This window comes from Cryobacterium sp. Y29 (assembly GCF_002929825.1).
GTDB lineage: Bacteria > Actinomycetota > Actinomycetes > Actinomycetales > Microbacteriaceae > Cryobacterium.
The window spans coordinates 33,798-53,615 of the sequence record NZ_PJJN01000034.1 but is presented as its reverse complement, the minus strand read 5'-3'; the positions used below and the strand labels follow the sequence as shown (position 1 = coordinate 53,615).

Below are 19,818 nucleotides of genomic sequence, written 5' to 3'. Positions count from 1 at the left end.
GAAGATCCAGACGCCCTCGCTGGCCAATGGCTTCTCCAGTCGAGTCGGTCAGCTCAATCGGGCACGGGACTGAGGGAACCATCGGGACCGAGGGGCTCGGGGGAGCCGGGGGTGAGCGGGTCCGGGGCAGGTTCCTTGAGTTCCACGAAAATGGTATGCGTGGCCGTTTCTCCGATGTTCGCACCGGAATGCTCCTGGGCGGGGAGCCACCGAGCCACGCCCTCCGGCAGCTCGAGGTCGACGGATCGACCGCCGGTGGTCAGCCGCCGGGTGAAGGCCGTGAGGGTGAACATGACGCTATCCGGGTGCCGATGCGGCGTTGTTTCGTCGCCGGGCCGGTCGAGGTACTCGAGCACCCGCACCCGCTCGTTTTCAAAGATCACCCGATAGAACTGCGGGTTGGTAACGACCGGATCGCTCTGCATGGCAGCACGGTAGCACCGCGCCGGAGGCCTGCACAGCAAACCACAGTCGGGTCTTTGGTCACTGGTCAGGCGTGCGGAGGTGGGGCATGCTGGACTCGGAAGTTCATTCCCTGGGCATAAACGTTTTCAGAAAGGCTGCCAGACGATGAGTAACCTGAATTCACCTACTCGACCCGCGCTGCCCCCTTCCGATTCAGCGCCCACAACTCCCGGTCGCGTACGGTCAGGGAGACGACCGGGTGCGATCATCATGCTCGCTCTGGGCACGGTGCTGGGCCTGGTCGGTGCTGGCATGCTGTCCGGGGGAACGGCGCTCGCCGTCGCCACGGCGGCCCAGGGAAATGATGGATACTTCACATCACAGGCCGAGATCTTCACGACCGATTCGTCCGCGATCACATCGCCGAATTTTGACATTGGCAGAGACTTCGACGTGCCGACCGGAGTCGGATTCGACCTGGCCACGCTGCGCCTGCAAGCCAGCAATGTCGCGACCGACCGGGACGTGTTCATCGGCATTGCGCCACGCGCCGACGTCGATGCGTACCTCGCCGACGTGAATCACAGCGAGCTGCGTGACGTGCAGACGTCACCGTTTCGAGTCGATTACCTCGACGTTCCCGGCACCCAAACGCCCCCCGCTCCCGCCGACCAGACTTTCTGGACCGAATCTGCAGCGGGCTCGGGCCCTCAGGAGATCATCTGGAAACCCGCTGCGGGCGACTGGTCGGTCGTGGTGATGAATGCCGACGCCAGGCCCGGAATCGCGGTGAACCTCGCAGCCGGCGTCCACACCGATCTGCTGGGGCCGATCAGCATGGGGCTCGTCCTGGGCGGTGGCATCTTTTTTCTGCTCGGTGTTCTTCTCGTCGTGTTCGGTGCCATCGGCCTCGGGAGAAGGCTCACGCCGACGACGGTCGAGCCCGGTGCTCTCGGTGATGCTGGCGCGCCAGTGCAGGCGCCCGCCTTCGGCCGAGTGGATGCGACAGGCCCGGTCACCCCGCAGCGGGTCGCCCGGGCGGCGACCGCGCCGCAGGCATCCGTTCTGGTCGCTTCTGACTCGGTCAAACCCGTGTATCCGTCAGCACTGACCGGGCACCTCGACCCCGTGTTGTCCCGTGGGCTGTGGCTGATCAAATGGCTGTTGGCCGTTCCGCACTTCGTACTGCTCGCCGGCCTGTGGTTCGCGTTCCTGGTCACGACGGTGGTGGCGGCGTTTTCGATTCTGTTCACCGGTCGCTACCCGCGTTCGATCTTTCACTTCAACGTGGGCGTGCTGCGGTGGAGCTGGCGCGTGTTGTTCTACGCCTATTCGGCCCTCGGTACCGACCGATACCCGCCATTCACCCTCGCGCGCACCGACTACCCCGCCGACTTCGACGTCGAGTACCCCGAGCGACTGTCGCGCGGCCTCGTGCTCGTGAAGAGTTGGCTGCTCGCCATTCCGCACCTGGTGTTGCTCACGGTACTCGTCGGCGGCGGGTCGGCCGGAGCCTACCCCTGGCGAGGCGACGGCGGCGCGGGTGCCGGCGGAACCGACGGAGTATCGCTCCTCGGCATTCTCGTCGTGGTCGCCGGGGTTATCCTGCTGTTCACCGGCCGGTATCAGCGGCCGCTGTTCAACGTCATCATGGGGGTCAACCGCTGGGTGTTTCGCGTCGTGACGTACACGGCACTGCTGCGCGACGAATACCCGCCGTTCCGACTGGATCAGGGCCCGACCGAGCCTGCCACCGAAACCGCCGCTAAAACGCCCGCCGGGTCGACGCTGTAGACCGTGCCGGGCCGTTCGACTTGCCGCGGTCGGGCCAGCCGTCCGCTACTTGTCCGACCCAGCGGTGAGGCCGCCCACGATGTACTTCTGCAGGTAGAGGAACAACGCCATCACCGGCAGGGCGGCGAGCACTGCCCCGGCCGAGAAGGCACTCCAGTCGGCGTAGTTCGGGTTGGACACCAGCCGGTACAGTCCAACGGCGAGGGTCTGCTTGTCCGGGTCGATCAGCAGCACGCTGGCGACCACGAAATCGTTCGTCGTCGCGATGAACGAGAGCAGCCCCACCACGGCCAGAATCGGGGCGACGAGCCGCAGAATGATCGTGAAAAAGATACGAGCGTGACTGGCCCCGTCGATCTTGGCGGCCTCATCGATTGATGCGGGAATGGTGTTGAAGAACCCGTACATAAGGTACGTGTTCACGCTGAGAGCTCCGCCCAGGTACACCATGATCAGCCCGATCTGCGTATTCAGGCCGATTGCCGGGAACAGATCGCTGATCGTACTCATCACCAGAAAGATCGCAACGACGGCGAGCAGCTGCGGAAACATCTGCACGAGGACGAGGGTGAGCAGCCCCACGCGGCGACCGGTGAAGCGCATGCGCGAAAAAGAATATGCCGCGAGGGCGCCGAGGAACACGGTGAGGATAGCCGTCGTCGCGGCGACGACGATGGTGTTGCCGAACCACAACGCAAAGGGGGCTTCGGGCGTGCTGAGAATGCGAGCGTAGGCATCGAAGCCGATGCGCGAGAACAACTGGTTCGATCCGGTGAGAGTGCCTTGCGGATTGAGCGACGCCGACAGCACGTACAGCAGCGGAAAGCCGGAGAACACGACCATGACGATGCCCACCAGGTGACGCCAGCCGGTGCGAGCAAACCAGCGCCGAAGTGTGAACGGACGTTTGAGCGGGATTACCCGCGTGGCCCCGTCGACAGACATCATCGGTTCAACTCCTCGAGTGCCTTGGTCTTGCGGAACGCGACCACGGAGATGACCGCAACCAGAATGAAGATGATGATCGAAAATGCGCTGGCGAGTCCGTAATCGCGCGCTTGACCGGTGAACGCGACCTTGTACACCATCGAGATCAGGATGTCGGTGGCCCCGACGTTCACATCGGCCGCGGCATCGCGCGGCCCGCCGCCGGTGAGCATGTAAATGAGATTGAAATTGTTGAAGTTGAAGGCGAACGATGCGATGAGCAGGGGGGCAACGGAGACGAGGAGCAGTGGCAGCTTGATCAGCCGGAACACCGCCCAGGGCTTGGCGCCGTCGACCGTGGCCGCTTCTTCCAGCTCTGCCGGAATGGATTGCAGAGCTCCGGTGCAGACCAGGAACATGTACGGGAAGCCAAGCCACAGATTCACCACGAGAACGCTGATCTTGGCCAACCACGCATTGGTCAGCCACGGAATCTCAGCGCCGCCGAGCAGAACCTGGTTGACAAAGCCGAAGCTTTCGCTGAGCATTCCAGCCCAGACCAGCGCGGACAGGAACGCAGGAAAAGCGTACGGCAAGATCATGGCGACACGATAAAACTTACGGCCCTTCATGCGCATGTCGTTGAATACGATCGCGAGGAAAAGCCCGAGGAAGAACGTGGTCGCGACCGACAGCGTGGCGAAGGTGATGGTCCACAGGGTCACGCTGATCAGCGGGGTACGGATGCCTTCCTCGGTGAACGCGCGGGCGAAGTTGTCGAATCCCACGTTGATGCGCCAGCCCGGCAGCATCTCCGCGCCAGTTGCGGAAACAAACGCGCCGTCACCGGTGTCGGTGAAGATGGTGCCGGTTTTGGCATCCGTCATCGTGTCGGCCTGCTCGTCGTAGACGAGGGAGGAGAGATACAGGTACGCGCTACTCCCGTCGTTGGTGCGCAGGGCGCCGTCGTTCGGATCATCGGAGAACGGCACCGCCAGGGCCGTGATTTCGGTGGTGCGGGACAGGATGTCCTGAAAGCTGAGGGTCGTGTAGCCGGAGAGGCCGACGCCCTCGCCGCCGTCGATGGTGGCGTTGTTGACGGGGGACAGTGGGCTGTCGGCCGAACCGAGGCTGACCTCACCGTTGGGGTCGGTGACCAGAAAGCTCAGCGTGCCGAATTGATCGAGCACCGTCACCGCGTAGGTCGGGGAAGCGGGCACACGCTCCTGGGCGCTGCTCATCAGCGCCGAGATGGCCTGCGCCTTGTCGCTGTTGTGCCCGGTGCTGTAGTTGGTGAAGCCGATGTAGGCCGTGTAACCAACCACGAAGATTTGGAACACGACAAGAAAGATGACGCCGGGGGTGAGGTACTTGGCCGGTAGCTTGCCGGGCGTGAAATAGATCCAGTTGACGACCAGAGTGACCGCGGCGACGAGCCCGAAGATGATCCACTGCTGCTGAAGGAACAGGGTGAACAATCCGTAGAGGGCGATCGCGTCTACGATGCCGAGGAGCGTGATTTTGATCAGGATGGTTTTGAGGCCACCGGACGCCGCCTCGGCGATCATCGCGGCGCGTTGGTGACGCTTCGACGGTTTCGTTGTGCTGGCATCGGTGTCATCGGTGCGCATAGTTCTGCTTTCAAACGGTGAACGGGTATCTGGCCTGTGGCTGCCGGACGGGCGGCCACAGGCCATTGGGGTGGCGCGGGAACGTACGTTTTCTAGCCGATGGCGCCCTGCACGTCGGCGGCCAGCTTCTGCCACGTGACGGTCGGATCTTCACCGTTGATGACGGCGGCCTGGGCGATTCCCCAGAACTGCCAGACCTGGCCCATGGCAGGGATGGCGGGCATCGGCACGGCTTGTGCGCCTACGGCAGCGAAGCCGGCAACCACGGGATCGCTCGAGGCAGCTTCAACGGATGCCTTCAGCGCGGGAAGCACCTGTCCTGACTCGAACAATGCGGTCTGTACCTCTTCGGTAGCCATGTAGTTGACCAGAAAGTCGTTGGCGGCGACCTTGTTCGCGCTCTGCTCGCTGATGAAGAACCCCTTGACGCCGGCGAAGGGAGCCGCAGTACCCGTTGACGGAGCGGCGATCGGGTCGACGGCGAGATTGATGCCGGCCTCGAGCGCAGCGCCGACGTTCCATGGTCCAGTCAGCCAGAAGGCCGCGTCGCCGGAAGTGAACGCGGTCTTGGCGATGTCCCCGGTGATCTCGGTGTTGAACACCCCGGTGCCGTTTTTGCCTTGGCTGCCGAGCCAGCTCGCGAACGCCTCGCCGCCGGCATTGCCGATCTCAAGCTTTGTGGCGTCGTAACCGCCGGAAGCGTCGGTGCCGAAGACCGGAGCACCGAAGGAGGTTTCAAATGGGTACAGGTGGTACGGGTTACCGTCAACACCCTGCTCGACCAGGAACGGGTAGGTCACCCCGGCGGCCGTGCCCTTGGTGATCATGTCCTCGTAGGAGCTGGCCGCCTCGGGGACGAGATCCGCGTTGCGCAACAGGGCGAGGTTCTCGACGGCATAGGGCAGCTCATACACCTGGCCGTCGTAGGTGGACGCTGTGATGGCGACGGGGAGAAAATCGTCGACCTTGTCGCCGAGTTCGATCGGGCTCACGACCCCATTGGTGACCAGTTCGCCAAGCCAGTCGTGGGCGCCCATGGTGATGTCGGGACCCTTGCCAGTGGGTACCTGCTGAATGAAGTCGTCCTTGAGAGTGGCGTTGTCTTTCGAAACGAGATCGACCTCGACACCGGTTTTTTCGGTGTAAGCGGCCGCGGCGGGTTTCAGGGCCTCGACTCGTTCGGCATCAACCCACACGGTCAAGGTGTTGGCGGACGAGTTGTCACTGTTGGTGTTATCGGACGATGCGGGGGAGCATCCGGCCAGGGCCAGAGATGCGACGACCGCGAGAGCGCCGACTCGGAGCAGGTTCTTGGTATTCACCGTCATTGGTGTGGAGCCTTTCGCAAAATAGTGCCTGCAGCGGTGCAGGCCGGCTATGACCGGCTCGTTTTGCAAGCGATTGCACAACGCGCCTGCACTGAGGCTAGTCTAAAATCACGACAATTAGGTCACAAAATGACAACAAACTCAGCGTCGCTCGAGTCGGGAGCGAATCATTCTGCAATCGCTTGCAGTGTCTGAAAGATGTGTAACATATCAACTGCGCCACCAACGAGGGCGGCACGTTTGAGGACTTCATGATCAATATTGCCGACGTCGCGCGTCACGCCGGAGTATCCACGGCCACCGTGTCACGGGCGCTCAGCGGCGGTCATCACGTGTCGCCAGCCACCCGCCTGCGCGTCGAGGCATCCGCTGCGCACCTGGGGTATGTCGTGTCGTCGAACGCGTCCAGCCTGGCGTCCGGGCGCATGAAGAATATCGGCGTGGTCGTGCCGTTCTTGAATCACTGGTTTTTCGCGAGTGTCGTCGAAGGCGCCCAACAAGCGCTGCAACGCCACGGGTACGACCTCACTCTCTACAACCTCACCGGCGGACTCGAAGCTCGCCGCAGCGTCTTCGAACACTTTCTGCTGCGTCAGCGAGTGGATGCTGTCATCGCGGTTTCGCTCGAGCTCACCGAAAACGAGGTGGCCCGGTTGCACGCTTTAAACAAGCCCCTCGTGGGCGTCGGCGGTCCGCTGGCCGGCGTTCGCACGCTCACCGTCGACGATCTCGCCGTTGCCCGTCTCGCGACGGAGCACCTCATTGCACTCGGCCATACCCGCATCGCGCACATCGGCGGTGACAAGGCATTCGATCTGGACTTCAACCTGCCGACCAACCGGCGCTTCGGCTATGAGGCCGCCCTCGTGGCCGCGGGAATTGAAGCGCGCCGCGATGATTTTCGTCCGGCCGATTTCACCACTGCCGGGGGCTATCAGGCGGCCAAGCAGTTGCTGGGGCGGCCGCACGAACGCCCGACTGCCATCTTTGCCGCCTCCGACGAAATGGCCATCGGCAGCATTCTGGCCGCGCGCGACCTTGGGCTCGTCGTGCCAGGGGACGTATCGGTGATCGGTGTCGACGACCATGAACTGGCGACTTTTTTCGGGCTCAGCACCGTGGCACAGTTTCCGCAACGGCAGGGCGAGAAGGCTGTCGAGGTACTCATGGAAGAACTCCGACCGCACCCGGAGTCGCGCACTGGGCTCAATATCAACATGCCGTTCGAACTCATCGTGCGGGGCAGCACGGCACGTCCGGCGGTGTAACCTGCCCACGATTGCACCTTCACCGCAGCTGTTCGGCGGGCTGGGGTCTAGTCCACTGCGCTCTGGTCTCACGTGCGCGGCGCCCAGCGGGCAGCAGTGTAGTCGACGCGGTAGGTGGCATCCGTTGTCGTTTTATCCTTGACCGCACACAGCAGCGGCGTGTGCTCGGCCTCGTAGTGCGGCAGCGCCTGGGCCTCGTGCCCGATGGGCGGATGCCCGCCGGCGCGAATCACCCGCCACCACGCCACATCAGAGCCATAGCGAGCCATGACTTGGCCGACAGCGCGGGCGGCGCGGGAGCCGAGCTGGGCCGCCACTGCACCATACGTCATCACACGACCCGCCGGGATGGACTCAACCACGCCGAGCACCCGCGAGACGAAGTCATCGGGCTCCGGCGTGGTCATGCGCAGATTGAACGCAGCTCAGAGCTTCAGCGAACCGATGACCTCGCCGTACTGGGTCTCGCCGACGTCGACGAAGCCCAGACGGTGAAAGAAGGCCTCCGGGCCGTCGGCGCCGGGCTCCCAGATGACGTTGACGTGATCGAAACCACGATCGCGGGCTTCAGCGGCCAGCGCTTCGGCGGCGAACTTGCCAACGCCCTGACCCTGGGTCTCAGCGTTGACGTTGATGCGCCAGATGCAGGCGCGAAACTCTTCGTGCTCGGAGTGAGGGTCGAAGTTGCCGTGAATGAACCCCGCGACGACGCCGCCGAGAAGTACCACGCGCTGCCACGATGTGGCCGGGTTGATCACCGAAGCGGCAACCGAATACGAGACCGGTGCAATGAATTGCTCCTGGCCCGGCTTCAGGCTCAGGTTGTTGGCCGCAACGATATTGCGTGCGGATAGTTCTTCCAGCGTCAGCTCACCCATGTGCTCAGGCTAACGTGCGCCCGGGGCCGCCGATAGTCGATCCACGCTTCGACACCCGCAATTCACTCGCAAATTTATCTCGATGTCAAGATAGTTGTGAGTTTCTAGTAAGCTCGACGATGGTCGTGACGGCCACACTGAACAAAGAGGAGAAATTTTTGTCGAAGATCAAGGTTGAGGGAACAGTCGTCGAACTCGATGGCGACGAGATGACCCGCATCATCTGGCACGCCATCAAAGAAACGCTCATTCACCCGTACCTCGATATTGACCTCGAGTACTACGATCTCTCGATTCAGAAGCGCGATGAAACCAACGACCAGGTCACGATCGACGCCGCCCACGCCATTCAGAAGCACGGCGTCGGAGTGAAGTGCGCGACCATCACCCCCGACGAAGCTCGGGTGGAAGAGTTCGGCCTCAAGAAGATGTGGCTCTCGCCGAACGGCACCATCCGCAACATCCTCGGCGGCACCATCTTTCGTGAGCCGATCGTCATTTCCAACATCCCGCGCCTGGTTCCGGGCTGGAACAAGCCGATTATCATCAGCCGGCACGCCTACGGCGACCAGTACAAGGCCACCAACTTTCGTTTCAAGGGCAAGGGCACGCTCAGCATGACCTTCACGCCGCAGGACGGCAGCGAGCCGTCGACGTTCGAGGTGTTCGAGGCCCCTGGCGACGGCGTCGCCATGGGCATGTACAACCTCGACTCGTCGATCACCGACTTCGCTCGCGCCACCCTGGCCTACGGCCTCGAGCGCAACGTGCCGGTCTTTCTCTCGACCAAGAACACCATCCTCAAGGCCTACGACGGTCGGTTCAAAGACATCTTCCAGGACATCTTCGACGCCGAGTTCAAAACCGCCTATGAAGCGGCCGGCCTCGGCTACGAGCACCGCTTGATCGACGACATGGTCGCCTCGGCCATGAAGTGGGAGGGCGGTTACCTCTGGGCCTGCAAGAACTACGACGGCGACGTTCAGTCCGACACCGTCGCCCAGGGCTTCGGCTCGCTCGGCCTCATGACCAGCGTGCTCTCCACCCCCGACGGCAAGATCGTCGAAGCGGAGGCCGCCCATGGCACCGTGACACGTCACTATCGCCAGCACCAGCTCGGCAAGCCCACGTCGACCAACCCGATCGCGTCGATCTACGCCTGGACCCGCGGGCTGTCGCACCGCGCGAAGCTCGACAACAACCCGGCCCTGGCCGAGTTCGCGTTGACCCTTGAAGACGTCGTGATCAAGACCGTCGAAAGCGGCAAGATGACCAAGGACCTCGCGCTTCTGGTCGGCCCCGACCAGGGCTACCAAACCACCGAAGAGTTCCTCGCCTCGCTCGCCGAGAACCTGCAGACCCGCCTGGCGTAAGCGCTGGTAGCAGTAGCACACAGGCCCCGACCAGTTCTGGTCGGGGCCTGTGTGCATCTGCGAGTCGATGCCGGTCGTGGGTGTACCCGGGTGGCGGAAGGAGCGGCGGACGGAGTGGCGGCGCGCAGGGGCCAGAATCGGGCCATGACCCGCATCCCGGCCCTCGTTTGGAGGTATCGCATCGTGGCGGCGACGATCGTCGGACTCGAGCAACCTCGACTGGGCGTCCATCGCGATCGGATCACTGACCGCGCTGAAAACCTCGGTGCGCGTCGGCGCGCCGCTGCCCGACGTACCTGCGGAATACCCCTATCCGCAGGACGGTCAGCGCGCTACGGTCACCAGCGAACTGTCCCGCGCATCGGAACAGCGAACCGTTCCCGCTGTGGAACGAGACCACCTCGCACCCTTATCGGATTGGACACCAACGTGAGTTCTTTCTTTAGGCGCACGATGTCGGCGCCGGATTCAGCGCTGAACCCGGCGCCGACATCCCGCATACGTCGCCGCGCCACGATTGCGGCCACCGTCACCGTCGCCCTGGTGGGCGCTTCAGTACTCGTCGGCGGCACCCTGCCCGCCGGTGCTGCCCCCGCTGCGACCGGCCTGTACGGCAGCATCGCCGCTCCCGGCGGACAACGGATGGACTTCACCGCCGGACGCTACATCGTGACCCTCAGCAACCAGGCTGTCGCGCTGTACCAGGGTGGGGTCAACGGTTTCTCGGCGACCATGCCGGATGCCGGAGCTAAGCTCGACGCGCAAAGCCGCTCGGCCGAGACCTACAAGGACTATCTCACCCGACTGCAGAGTGAGGCAGCAGCATCCGTTGACGCCACGGTGGCGTATTCCTACACGCTCGCGGTGAACGGATTCGCCGCTCAGCTGACCGGCAAACAGGCGGCGGCCCTCGCTATCAAGAAGAACGTTGTGTCGGTTGTCCCCGACGCCCTCCGTCACGTGACCGCCGAGTCATCGACCGACTTTTTGCGCCTGAGCGGGCCGACCGGACTGTGGTCCAAGCTGGGCGGATCGAGTGAGGCCGGCAAGGGCGTGGTGATCGGCGTGCTCGACACCGGCATCGCCCCGGAAAACCCCTCCTTTGCCGGCTCATCGCTCGGCACGACACCCGGCGATGAGCCGTGGCTCGATGGCGACACGATCACCATGAACAAAGCCGACGGGACCACCTTTACCGGCACCTGTCAGACGGGTGAACAGTTCACAGCGGATGCGTGCAGCACCAAGGTGATCGGTGCGCGTTACTTTCTCGACGGCTTCGGCGCCGGCCAAATCGGCGACGCGTCAACGGGTGAATATGTCTCCCCGCGCGATGGTGACGGCCACGGTTCGCACACCGCGAGCACCGCCGGCGGAAACGTCGACGTTGCCGCGAATCTGAACGGTGTCGACTTCGGTACCATTTCCGGTGTGGCTCCGGCCGCCAAAATCGCCGCCTACAAGGTGTGCTGGTCCGGCCCCGACAACTCGGTCACGACCGATGACGGATGCACGGACACCGATATTCTGCGTGCCATCGACCAGGCCATCTCCGACGGCGTCGACGTGATCAACTACTCGATCGGCGGCGGCCCGGCCCAGACTACGTTCTCACCCACCGGCCAGGCCTTCCTCGGGGCGGCGGCAGCTGGCATCTTCGTGGCCGCTTCTGCCGGCAATGCCGGACCCACGCCGTCGACCCTCGACAACGCATCACCGTGGATCACCACGGTCGCTGCGAGCACGATCCCGTCCTATGAGGCGACGGCCGCTCTGGGTGACGGCTCGCAATACGTCGGTGCCTCGATCACCGTTGACCGTACGCCGGGAGCCACCCCGCTCTCCGGTGATCTCGTGCGAGCCGACCTCGTATCGGTGAACGGCTTCGACCCGGCCGACGCGCTGCTGTGCGCGCCGGATTCACTCGACCCGATCAAGGTGGCCGGCGCAATTGTGTTTTGCCAGCGCGGCGTCTACGACCGAGTGGCCAAGTCGGCCGAGGTACTTCGGGCCGGCGGCAGCGGAATGCTGCTGGTCAACCGCACACCGGCTGACGTTGACACCGATGAGCACTCGGTGCCGAGCGTCCACCTGGACGCGAACGCCTTCGATCCGGTCTTCGCGTACTCGGCAACGGATGGCGCAACGGTCACGTTCACTCCCGACAACAGCACCGCCACGCAGACTCCGGTGCCCCAGGTGGCCGGGTTCTCCTCTCGTGGACCGGTTACTGCCGACGGCGGCGACCTGCTCAAGCCCGATATCGCCGCGCCCGGTGTCAGCATCCTGGCCGACGGCGCCAACGCGGCCGGGGCCGACCCGACGTTCGAGTTTCTGTCGGGCACCTCCATGGCCAGCCCGCATATCGCCGGTCTCGCCGCGCTCATTCTGGGCTTTCGGCCGCTCGCGACTCCGTCCGAGATCAAATCAGTCATGATGACGACCGCAAAAGACACGGTCGACGCCAATGGTGACCGGGTGACCGACCCGTTCGCGCAGGGTGCTGGACAGGTCAATCCCTCGTCCTTCGACTATCCGGGCCTGGTCTACCAGAGCGGCCCGGCCGACTGGCTGGCCTACCTGCAGGGAATCGGATTCGATGCCGGCGTAGAGCCGATCGATGCGAGCAACCTGAACCTGCCGTCGATTCAGATCGGAGCGTTGACCGCGCCCGAGACGGTCACCCGCACGGTCACCGCGGTGCGGGTCGGCACCTACACGGCCCTGCCGATCGTGATTCCCGGCATCAACGCTGTCGTTTCGCCGGCCGAGATGACGTTCGGTGCGGTCGGTGAGAAGCAGAGTTACACGGTGACGTTCACTCGAACGGATGCTCCGCTCGACGTGTACACGACCGGCGCGCTGGACTGGGGCTTCGGAAACGGTGGCTCGGGTGACCCGGGCGACTTCTTCGACGTCGTGCACAGCCCAATCGCCATTCGCCCGGTCACTGTCGTCGCTCCGACCGAGGTGGCTGGCGCCGGAGTGGACGGCACGGTCGACGTGACCGTGGCCCCAGGCGGTTCAGAGCCAGTGGCGCTGAACCTCGCCGGCCTCGCCAACGGGGTACATCAGAACAACGCCGACGACCCGTCCAGCCCGCATACCAATGCGGGCACGACGGGCGATCAGTTCACCTACGAGGTGGAGATTCAGGAAGGTCGGCTGGCCCGGTTCGATCTGAACGCCGTTGATGATTCAACCGACCTCGACCTGTTCGTGCTGTTGCTCGACGGCCCCGGTGGCGACCCGGTGGCCGGCTGGCAGTCGGCCACCGGGTCGGCTGACGAGCACGTCGACCTGAACGACCCCGAGGCCGGTTTCTACCAGGTGGTCGTTGACGTGTTCTCCGGTTCGACCGCGTTCGATGTGAACACTTTCTCGGTCTCGTCGGGGGAGCCCAGCAATGGGTTCACAGCGACCCCGCCCGCGATTCAGGGACCGCAGGGCGTTCCGATTACATACACGCTGAGCTGGGCCGGCCTCGTGCCGAACACGCCGTACCTCGGTGTGGTCGACTATGGCGACAGTGCTGCGTCGACGATCCTCACCGTGGCTGCCAGCCAGGGCGGCCAAACGGATGCCCCGGTGAACACGGTGGCGCCCATCGTGTCGGGTCCGGCAGAGATCGGGTCGGTACTGACCGCTGACCCCGGCCAGTGGAACACCGAGGGCCTCGCCTTCGGCTACCAGTGGCAGAGCAACGGCGTCGACATCGCCGGTGCTACGTCGGCGAGCTTCACACCGACCAAGGCGCTCGCCGGAACCACATTGACCGTGGTGGTGACCGCCACGGTACCCGGCGGGCCGAGTGCCACGGCGACGTCGGTCGGGGTCGTCGTGAAGTATGCCGCGAAGGTTGCCCTGAGTATCAACCACCGCGCCGTCTTCTTCTCCAGCCGGGTCACGGTGTCCGTTACGGTCACCAGCAAGGGTGCGGTCGGCGACATGGCGACCGTGACAGTCGATAAGCGCCGGTTCACCGTGGCGCTCGACGCGAACGGGCGCGGCACCATCACGCTGCCGAAGCTCGGTCGTGGCCTGTACAAGGTCGTCGGCCACTACGCCGGCAACGACGCGGTCGCCGCCGCGACGAGCCCGGCGCGTTCCCTGCTGATCGTGCGGTAGTCCCGCCGCTCGCCCGCACCCCGGGCCCCGTCTCTCTCTGGACGGGGCCCGGGCCCCGTCCGTGGGCCCAGGTTAGAAACTGGGCCCATGGTCAAAAGGTGGGCCCGGACTCGGCCCGGGCGACGGGCGACGGGCGACGGGCGAGGTGCGGGGGCGAGGTGCGGGGGCGAGGTGCGGGGCGGCTTAAACTGGAGGGATGCGAGTGGCGGAATGGATGCGGGGGCGACGCCGGGCATCCGCTGTACCCGAATCAGACCCGGGCAGCACGAGCCAGAAGCCCCGTTTGAATCGCGACGTGATCGTGCTCGGCGTCATCGCCTTCTTCGTGATGGTGGGGTTCGGCGTTGTCGTTCCGGTGCTTCCGGTCTATGTGCAGAGTTTCGGGGTGGGTAACCTCGAGGTCGGGGCAGTCGTCTCGGCGTTCGCGCTCATGCGTTTCGTGTTCAGTCCGGTCTGCGGGCGCCTGATCGACTGGGCGGGGGAGCGCGCCGTGCTGGCAATCGGCATCGGTATCGTCGCCCTGTCCAGTGGCCTGGTCGGCGCCGCAGACAGCTACCTGCAACTGCTGCTGCTGCGCGGCGCGGGCGGTATCGGCTCAGCCATGTTCTCGGTGTCGGCGATGACGCTGTTGCTGCGCACGGCGGAACCGGGCCGACGGGCCCGCGCGATCGGCTTCTATCAGGGCGGATTTCTCATCGGCGGCATGGCCGGCCCGGCGATCGGCAGCCTGCTCGCCACGATCTCCCTGACGGCGCCCTTCTTCTTCTACGCTGGTACCCTCACCGTGGCTGGCCTGGTCGGGCTGTTTCTATTGCGCTCGGGCGGGCGAAGCGGCGCGCTGGCCGGAGGCGACGCATCCGCCGTGCGCACGCCGTTTCGCACCGTGCTGCGCGATGAGCGGTTTCGCGCGGCCTGTATCGCCAACTTCGCCCAGGGCTGGACCTCGCTCGGGGTGCGCACGACACTCATTCCCCTGTTCGTCGTCGTGGTTCTCGGCGGAACGAGCTCATGGACCGGCATCGCCCTCGCCGCCGCCGCCGTGGCCCAGGCCCTCGCCCTCGCTCCGGCCGCTCGCTTTGTCGACACCGTTGGGCGTAGACCGGCCATCATCGGGGCGTTCACTGTCGCCGGACTCGCGATTGTGGCGATCTCGTTCTCACCGAATATCTGGGTTCTCGGCGCCCTGCTCTGCGTCTACGGAGTCGCCGCCGCGTTCATGGGCACGGCGCCGGCCGCAGCCGTAGGCGATGCTGCCGGTGCACACGGGGGCCGCCCGGTGTCGGTGTTCTCCATGTGCGCGGATGCCGGTGCGATCGTCGGTCCGCTCGTCGCGGGCCTGCTCGTTGACACCTTCTCGTTCTCGGCCGGGTTCGCGGTCGGCGGGATTTTCCTCGTCATCGCGGCCATCTATGCAGTACGGATGCCGACCGAACGGCGTGTCTGAGAATTTGGGAATAAAACCCGATATACATGCGTTTGCATAAATATTGAACGTTTAATTTGCCCAGGAGAGGACCTCATGACCGCCCAGACCACCGGACTGCACCATGTCACCGCGATCGCGGGCGCCCCACAGCGCAACATCGACTTCTACGTGACCGGGCTCGGCCTGCGCCTCGTCAAGAAAACCGTGAACTTCGACGACCCAGGAACCTATCACCTCTACTACGGCGACGATTCCGGCCGACCCGGCTCATTGCTCACCTTCTTTCCCTGGACCGGCATTCGCAGCGGTCGCATCGGCGCCGGCCAATCGACGACGACCGCGTTCTCGGTTCCGGCCGGCAGCATCGGCTGGTGGAAGGACCATTTCGCGAAGCTTGGCGTGGAGTCTGACGTGACCGGGCGTTCCTCCCACGAGGAGCGGCTCTCACTGCGCGACCCGGACGGGCTGCAGCTGGATCTGGTGGCGTCGTCGACGGTGGATCCGCGTAATCCCTGGGATTCCGCATCCGTTCCCGCCGAGTTCGCGGTTCGCGGGCAGCACTCCTCCGTGCTCACCGTGGCCGACCCGGCGAAGACCGTGCAGGTGCTCACGGCCGACCTGGGCATGCACGTCATTTCCGAAACGGCGGGCCGCATTCGCGTGGGCGCCGGCGACGGCGCGCCGGGCAACCTCGTCGACGTGCTGGCCGACCCCACGAATGAGCCCGGTTTGACCGCCGGTGGCAGCGTGCACCACGTGGCCTTCCGAGCGCCTGACCGGGCCACCCAGGTCGAATGGCGTGAGCAGCTCGCGGACCGCGGCTACGGCGTGACCGCCATTCTCGACCGCCAGTACTTCACCTCGATCTATTTTCGCGAACCCGGCGGCGTACTGTTCGAAATCGCCACCGATACTCCCGGATTCGACATTGACGAGCCGCTCCTCGAGCTCGGCCGGTCGCTCAAGCTTCCGCCGTGGCTCGAGCCGAGCCGTGAGGCCATTGAGAATGCGGTCGTGCCGATCACTCTGCCGCCCGCGAACAACCCCGGGGCAGCGGATGCTGCGGCACCGGTTTCGGTTGCCGCCTCGGTCACCGAATGAGCGTCGCCGCGCACACGTCGAGCGGACCGGCCGAATGAGCGCCGTGAACGAGAATGCCCAGTGGCCGCACCTGTTCCGGCCCGGTTCTATCGACGCGCCCGTGCTGCTTATGCTCCACGGTACCGGCGGTGATGAACAACAGGTCAGTGGTCTGGCCGCGGCGCTCGACCGAAACGCCGCCGTGCTCGCCCCGCGCGGTCGCGTGCAGGAGAACGGTATGAACCGCTGGTTCCGGCGCCTGTCAGAGGGTGTCTTCGACACCGACGACGTGGTGCGACGAGCCGATGAGCTGGCCGGATTTTTGGTCTGGGCGCGTGACCACTATGAATTGGGTGACCGCTCGCTGGTCGCCGTCGGATTCTCGAACGGCGCCAACATCGCGCTTGCGACGGCGTTATTACACCCCGAGGTGGTGCCGCGCGTGATCGCGTTTTCGGGCATGCATCCGCTCGACCGGGCTGCATCGAATGCAAAACCTGACGCGCGGGTCGCCGGGAGAGAGCTGGCGGCATCCGCTCTGCTGCTACTGAACGGGCGCAGCGATCCGATGGCACCGCTGCCGAGCGTTCAGAAACTCGTGACGTTGCTCGAAGCGCGCGGCGCGCAGGTGCAGCAGGAGCTGCGCGCGGGCGGCCACGGCATTGCCGAAACGGATGTTGCCGCCGCGGTGGCCTGGCTGGGCGCCGTCTCGTAGCCTGCCGCGAGTGTGCGAAGTGCCCGTTCCCACGGGTACTTTTCGCTCTCGAGCGGGCTAGCGGAGTTCTTTTCGACCCGAGATGACGCCGCTCACCGTGGCGACGACGGCGAAGACCACGGTGATGATGGGGAAGCCGAGGTCCCACCAGGCGATCGCGGCTGCGCCGAAGATGGCGATCTCGATGAAGGCCTTACCGAACGGATCGAGGCGGAACACGGCCTTCGGGGACCGGAACAGGGCCCAGACCAGAATCGCGAAAGCCGGGGTGGCGAGGCCGAACAAGATACCGGGCCAGGGGAGTGGCCAGGCGATGAAGCCCCAGAATCCGAGGCTGATGAAGGCGAAGAGTTCGAGCACGAACCGAAGCATGTCGTTGGGGCCGATTTTCGGAAGGCCGCGCGTATCTGTCACCTATCAATCTTAGCGATGCGCTCCGCCCCCGCGGCCCGGGCCTGGGCCCGAACCCTGGGCCCAGGATAGAAACTGGGCCCAAGGCCAGAAGGTGGGCCCGCGAACGGGCGCGGCTACTTGAAGATGATCGTGCGCGCCCCGTCGAGCAGTACCCGGTTCTCGGCAAACCACTTCACCGCCTGGGTCAGCGTGCGGCTCTCCTCGTCTTGTCCGATCGACACCAGCTCCGTCGGGGTGCGCGAATGATCGACCCGCACCACGTTCTGCTCGATGATCGGTCCCTCATCGAGATCGCCGGTCACGAAGTGCGCCGTCGCCCCAATCAGCTTCACGCCGCGGGCATGCGCCTGGCGGTACGGGTTGGCACCCTTGAACCCCGGCAGGAACGAGTGGTGAATATTGATCGCCCGACCGTTGAGCCGAGCGCACAGTTCGGGCGAGAGAATCTGCATATAGCGGGCGAGCACGACGAGTTCGATATCGAGCTCGTCGACAGCGTCGATGACGCGGGCCTCGAAAGCGGCCTTGCTGGCGGCATCCGTTATCGGCAACGACTCGAACGGAACGCCATAAAACCCGACCAGGTCGCGCAGCGTGCCGTGATTGCTCAGCACGAGCGGAATCTCGACCGGCAACTGCCCGCCACGCTGGCGAAACAGCAGGTCGTTCACGCAGTGGCCGGCCGACGAGGCGAGCACGAGCGTGCGCAGCGGACGCCCGACGACATCGATGATCGACGCCATCGCGTAGCGTTCGATCACGGGCGCGAGGGCCGCTTCGAGCTCGGGCCGGGTTGCCGGCGACTGCACCTGCAGCCGCATGAAAAACCGCCCGGTGTCATCACTGGAGAACTGCTGGCTCTCGGAGATATTGCCCTGCGCCTGAACGATCGCGCCGCTGACCGCGTGAACGATTCCGGGCTGGTCGGCACAGACCAGCGTGATAACCCAGTGATGTGGGGTGGAAGAAGTCATTACCTCAGAATACCGGGCGGTCGAGCGGATGCCGTGGTCCGACGAGTCTGCCGCCTCACCTCGTTTGAGTAGACTACCCGTTGGTCGTACTGAACAAGGCGGCCCCGGGCGCGCACGTCGGCGCGCAGTCGAGTGGATTTGACCTCGGTGTGCATGGTCCCACCGGTCGGCTTCGACTCTCAGCATGAATGCAGACATGACCAATACAGCCAATATTTTTCTGCCCACCGGGTCGATCCCCGTCGTGCGTCCCGCCCGCATCCGCGCGAGTGAACCTCCGTTTCCCTGGGTCGGATTGATCACACTGTCGGCCGCCGTATTTCTTTCAGTCACGAGCGAAATGTTGCCGACGGGCCTGCTCCCCGAAATGAGCGGCAGTCTGGGCGTCGCCCAGTCGCAAATCGGGCTTCTCGTCTCGTGGTTCGCTTTCACGGTCGTGCTCACGAGCGCCCCGGTCGCAATTTGGACCCGCCGTTTTCCGCGCCACGGCCTGATCATCGTCGTGCTCATCATCTTCGCGGTGAGCAATATCCTCACCGCCATCGCTCCGACCTACGAGTTCGTCGTTGCCGCCCGAGTGCTCGGCGGCGTCGCGCACGGCTTGTTCTGGTCGGTTGTCGGCGCCTACGCTGCCCACCTCGTGCCGAAGGCGCAGATCGGTCGCGCGGTTTCCATCACGGTCGCGGGTGGCACGCTCGCCTTCGTCTTCGGGGTTCCGCTCGGCACTGCGGGCGGGCATCTGCTCGGCTGGCGGCTCTCTTTCGTCGTGCTCGCCGCCCTGATGCTCGTCGGCGCGGTACTGGTCTGGAAATTTCTGCCGCCGGTGGCGCGGCACTCTACGGGCGCATCGACATTCGCTGACCCGACCAAATCGGCAACGAAAAACCGTCGGGACGCGACTGTGCCGGCGGTGGTGCTGATCTGCAGCATCACCGGCATCACGATGATCGGTCACTACAGTTTCTACACGTACATCACGCCATTCCTGCTCGATGGGCTCGGCGTCGACCCCGTTCTCCTGGCCCCGCTGCTCTTCGCCTATGGCGTGGCCGGTGCTGTCGGATTGCTGCTCGTCGGCACGGTTTTCGGTTCCCGACCGAGCCTCGGCCTGGTTCTCGGCCTCGCCGCGAGCGCCGTCAGCGTGAGTCTGCTCGCCCTGTTCACGGCGACCCTGCCCGTCGCGATCGCCGCGTTCGTGCTCTGGGGCATGGTGTTCGGCATGCTGCCCCCGCTCATGCAAACGCGGATGCTGCACGCCGCGTCGCCGCACATGCGCGATACCGCAAGTGCCTTCTACACCACCGCGTTCAACGCTGGTATCGGCGGCGGCGCACTGCTCGGCGCTGTGCTGATTGACAGCGTCGGGCTCGAAACGGTGCCGATCGTCTACGTGGGGGTGCTGGTCGTGGCGCTGGTGCTCGTGATCATTACCGACCGCATGGCGACCCGCCGCAGCAGCTGAATGCCGCAGCAGCTG

Annotated in this window: 16 protein-coding genes; 8 read left to right on the top strand and 8 right to left on the bottom strand. The window is 64.7% G+C overall.

The annotated features are described in order from the left end of the window. Nucleotides 1–53: 53 nt before the first annotated feature. Entirely contained in the window at nucleotides 54–425 is a 372-nt protein-coding gene (locus CXY74_RS10505) for a cupin domain-containing protein (protein ID WP_104200392.1), read from the bottom strand. Nucleotides 426–570: 145 nt separating this feature from the next. Between CXY74_RS10505 and CXY74_RS10500 the strand changes: the two genes are divergently transcribed. After that, on the top strand, nucleotides 571–2,199 hold the full coding sequence (locus CXY74_RS10500) for a DUF4389 domain-containing protein (protein ID WP_104200391.1): 1,629 nt from the start codon (nucleotides 571–573) through the stop codon (nucleotides 2,197–2,199). 45 nt (nucleotides 2,200–2,244) lie between these two features. Here CXY74_RS10500 and CXY74_RS10495 read toward each other — a convergent pair whose 3' ends face one another. The 3 genes from CXY74_RS10495 to CXY74_RS10485 all read right to left on the bottom strand — a co-directional run bounded on the left by CXY74_RS10495 (nucleotide 2,245) and on the right by CXY74_RS10485 (nucleotide 6,085). Then, nucleotides 2,245–3,147 (bottom strand): sugar ABC transporter permease, encoded by a 903-nt coding sequence (locus CXY74_RS10495; protein ID WP_370446147.1) that lies wholly within the window; start codon nucleotides 3,145–3,147, stop codon nucleotides 2,245–2,247. Further along, on the bottom strand, nucleotides 3,144–4,757 hold the full coding sequence (locus CXY74_RS10490; protein ID WP_104200390.1) for an ABC transporter permease subunit: 1,614 nt from the start codon (nucleotides 4,755–4,757) through the stop codon (nucleotides 3,144–3,146). Before CXY74_RS10490 ends, CXY74_RS10495 begins: the two co-directional genes overlap by 4 nt. Nucleotides 4,758–4,849: 92 nt before the next feature. Further along, a complete protein-coding gene (locus CXY74_RS10485) occupies nucleotides 4,850–6,085 on the bottom strand; it encodes a maltose ABC transporter substrate-binding protein (RefSeq protein ID WP_104200389.1) in 1,236 nt (411 codons plus the stop codon). 251 nt (nucleotides 6,086–6,336) lie between these two features. On the opposite strand from CXY74_RS10485, the gene CXY74_RS10480 reads away from it, so the two are divergent. After that, entirely contained in the window at nucleotides 6,337–7,353 is a 1,017-nt protein-coding gene (locus CXY74_RS10480; protein ID WP_104200388.1) for a LacI family DNA-binding transcriptional regulator, read from the top strand. A gap of 68 nt (nucleotides 7,354–7,421) precedes the next feature. Here the strand turns inward: CXY74_RS10480 and CXY74_RS10475 are convergent, their stop codons facing one another. Then, nucleotides 7,422–7,760 carry an MGMT family protein gene (locus tag CXY74_RS10475; RefSeq protein WP_104200387.1) on the bottom strand — a complete coding sequence of 113 codons (339 nt, stop codon included), beginning with the start codon at nucleotides 7,758–7,760 and terminating at the stop codon, nucleotides 7,422–7,424. Nucleotides 7,761–7,778: 18 nt separating this feature from the next. Beyond that, nucleotides 7,779–8,231 (bottom strand): GNAT family N-acetyltransferase, encoded by a 453-nt coding sequence (locus CXY74_RS10470; RefSeq protein ID WP_104200386.1) that lies wholly within the window; start codon nucleotides 8,229–8,231, stop codon nucleotides 7,779–7,781. 158 nt (nucleotides 8,232–8,389) lie between these two features. Here CXY74_RS10470 and CXY74_RS10465 point away from each other — a divergent pair, with 158 nt between their 5' ends. From CXY74_RS10465 to CXY74_RS10445, 5 genes are all read left to right on the top strand, one after another. Then, nucleotides 8,390–9,604: an NADP-dependent isocitrate dehydrogenase gene (locus CXY74_RS10465; RefSeq protein WP_104200559.1), complete on the top strand. Its 1,215-nt coding sequence runs from the start codon at nucleotides 8,390–8,392 to the stop codon at nucleotides 9,602–9,604. A gap of 429 nt (nucleotides 9,605–10,033) precedes the next feature. After that, nucleotides 10,034–13,732, top strand: coding sequence for a S8 family serine peptidase (locus CXY74_RS10460; protein WP_233193335.1), 3,699 nt, complete (start codon nucleotides 10,034–10,036; stop codon nucleotides 13,730–13,732). Nucleotides 13,733–13,928: 196 nt separating this feature from the next. Then, the gene (locus tag CXY74_RS10455; protein WP_233193334.1) at nucleotides 13,929–15,176 is read left to right on the top strand and encodes an MFS transporter; all 1,248 of its coding nucleotides are present in this window, start codon (nucleotides 13,929–13,931) and stop codon (nucleotides 15,174–15,176) included. Nucleotides 15,177–15,251: 75 nt separating this feature from the next. Then, nucleotides 15,252–16,259: a ring-cleaving dioxygenase gene (locus CXY74_RS10450; protein ID WP_104200383.1), complete on the top strand. Its 1,008-nt coding sequence runs from the start codon at nucleotides 15,252–15,254 to the stop codon at nucleotides 16,257–16,259. A 34-nt stretch (nucleotides 16,260–16,293) separates the two neighbouring features. Further along, the gene (locus tag CXY74_RS10445) at nucleotides 16,294–16,953 is read left to right on the top strand and encodes an alpha/beta hydrolase (RefSeq protein WP_104200382.1); all 660 of its coding nucleotides are present in this window, start codon (nucleotides 16,294–16,296) and stop codon (nucleotides 16,951–16,953) included. 57 nt (nucleotides 16,954–17,010) lie between these two features. On the opposite strand, the gene CXY74_RS10440 is transcribed toward CXY74_RS10445, so the two are convergent. After that, nucleotides 17,011–17,367, bottom strand: coding sequence for a YrdB family protein (locus tag CXY74_RS10440; RefSeq protein WP_233193333.1), 357 nt, complete (start codon nucleotides 17,365–17,367; stop codon nucleotides 17,011–17,013). A gap of 113 nt (nucleotides 17,368–17,480) precedes the next feature. Further along, complete coding sequence (gene purU, locus CXY74_RS10435; RefSeq protein WP_104200381.1) at nucleotides 17,481–18,341, bottom strand: formyltetrahydrofolate deformylase; 861 nt, start codon at nucleotides 18,339–18,341, stop codon at nucleotides 17,481–17,483. A 196-nt stretch (nucleotides 18,342–18,537) separates the two neighbouring features. On the opposite strand from purU, the gene CXY74_RS10430 reads away from it, so the two are divergent. After that, a complete protein-coding gene (locus CXY74_RS10430; protein WP_104200380.1) occupies nucleotides 18,538–19,803 on the top strand; it encodes an MFS transporter in 1,266 nt (421 codons plus the stop codon). Nucleotides 19,804–19,818: the final 15 nt, after the last annotated feature.

Excerpts from the sequence above, each read along its gene's own strand:
- CXY74_RS10445 (WP_104200382.1), top strand. The coding sequence starts at position 16,294 with ATGAGCGCCGTGAACGAGAATGCCCAGTGGCCGCACCTGTTCCGGCCC.
- CXY74_RS10490 (WP_104200390.1), bottom strand. The coding sequence starts at position 4,757 with ATGCGCACCGATGACACCGATGCCAGCACAACGAAACCGTCGAAGCGT.
- CXY74_RS10485 (WP_104200389.1), bottom strand. The coding sequence starts at position 6,085 with ATGACGGTGAATACCAAGAACCTGCTCCGAGTCGGCGCTCTCGCGGTC.
- CXY74_RS10505 (WP_104200392.1), bottom strand. The coding sequence starts at position 425 with ATGCAGAGCGATCCGGTCGTTACCAACCCGCAGTTCTATCGGGTGATC.
- CXY74_RS10475 (WP_104200387.1), bottom strand. The coding sequence starts at position 7,760 with ATGACCACGCCGGAGCCCGATGACTTCGTCTCGCGGGTGCTCGGCGTG.
- CXY74_RS10500 (WP_104200391.1), top strand. The coding sequence starts at position 571 with ATGAGTAACCTGAATTCACCTACTCGACCCGCGCTGCCCCCTTCCGAT.
- CXY74_RS10450 (WP_104200383.1), top strand. The coding sequence starts at position 15,252 with ATGACCGCCCAGACCACCGGACTGCACCATGTCACCGCGATCGCGGGC.
- CXY74_RS10470 (WP_104200386.1), bottom strand. The coding sequence starts at position 8,231 with ATGGGTGAGCTGACGCTGGAAGAACTATCCGCACGCAATATCGTTGCG.
- CXY74_RS10455 (WP_233193334.1), top strand. The coding sequence starts at position 13,929 with ATGCGAGTGGCGGAATGGATGCGGGGGCGACGCCGGGCATCCGCTGTA.
- CXY74_RS10480 (WP_104200388.1), top strand. The coding sequence starts at position 6,337 with ATGATCAATATTGCCGACGTCGCGCGTCACGCCGGAGTATCCACGGCC.
- CXY74_RS10495 (WP_370446147.1), bottom strand. The coding sequence starts at position 3,147 with ATGATGTCTGTCGACGGGGCCACGCGGGTAATCCCGCTCAAACGTCCG.
- purU (WP_104200381.1), bottom strand. The coding sequence starts at position 18,341 with ATGACTTCTTCCACCCCACATCACTGGGTTATCACGCTGGTCTGTGCC.
- CXY74_RS10430 (WP_104200380.1), top strand. The coding sequence starts at position 18,538 with ATGACCAATACAGCCAATATTTTTCTGCCCACCGGGTCGATCCCCGTC.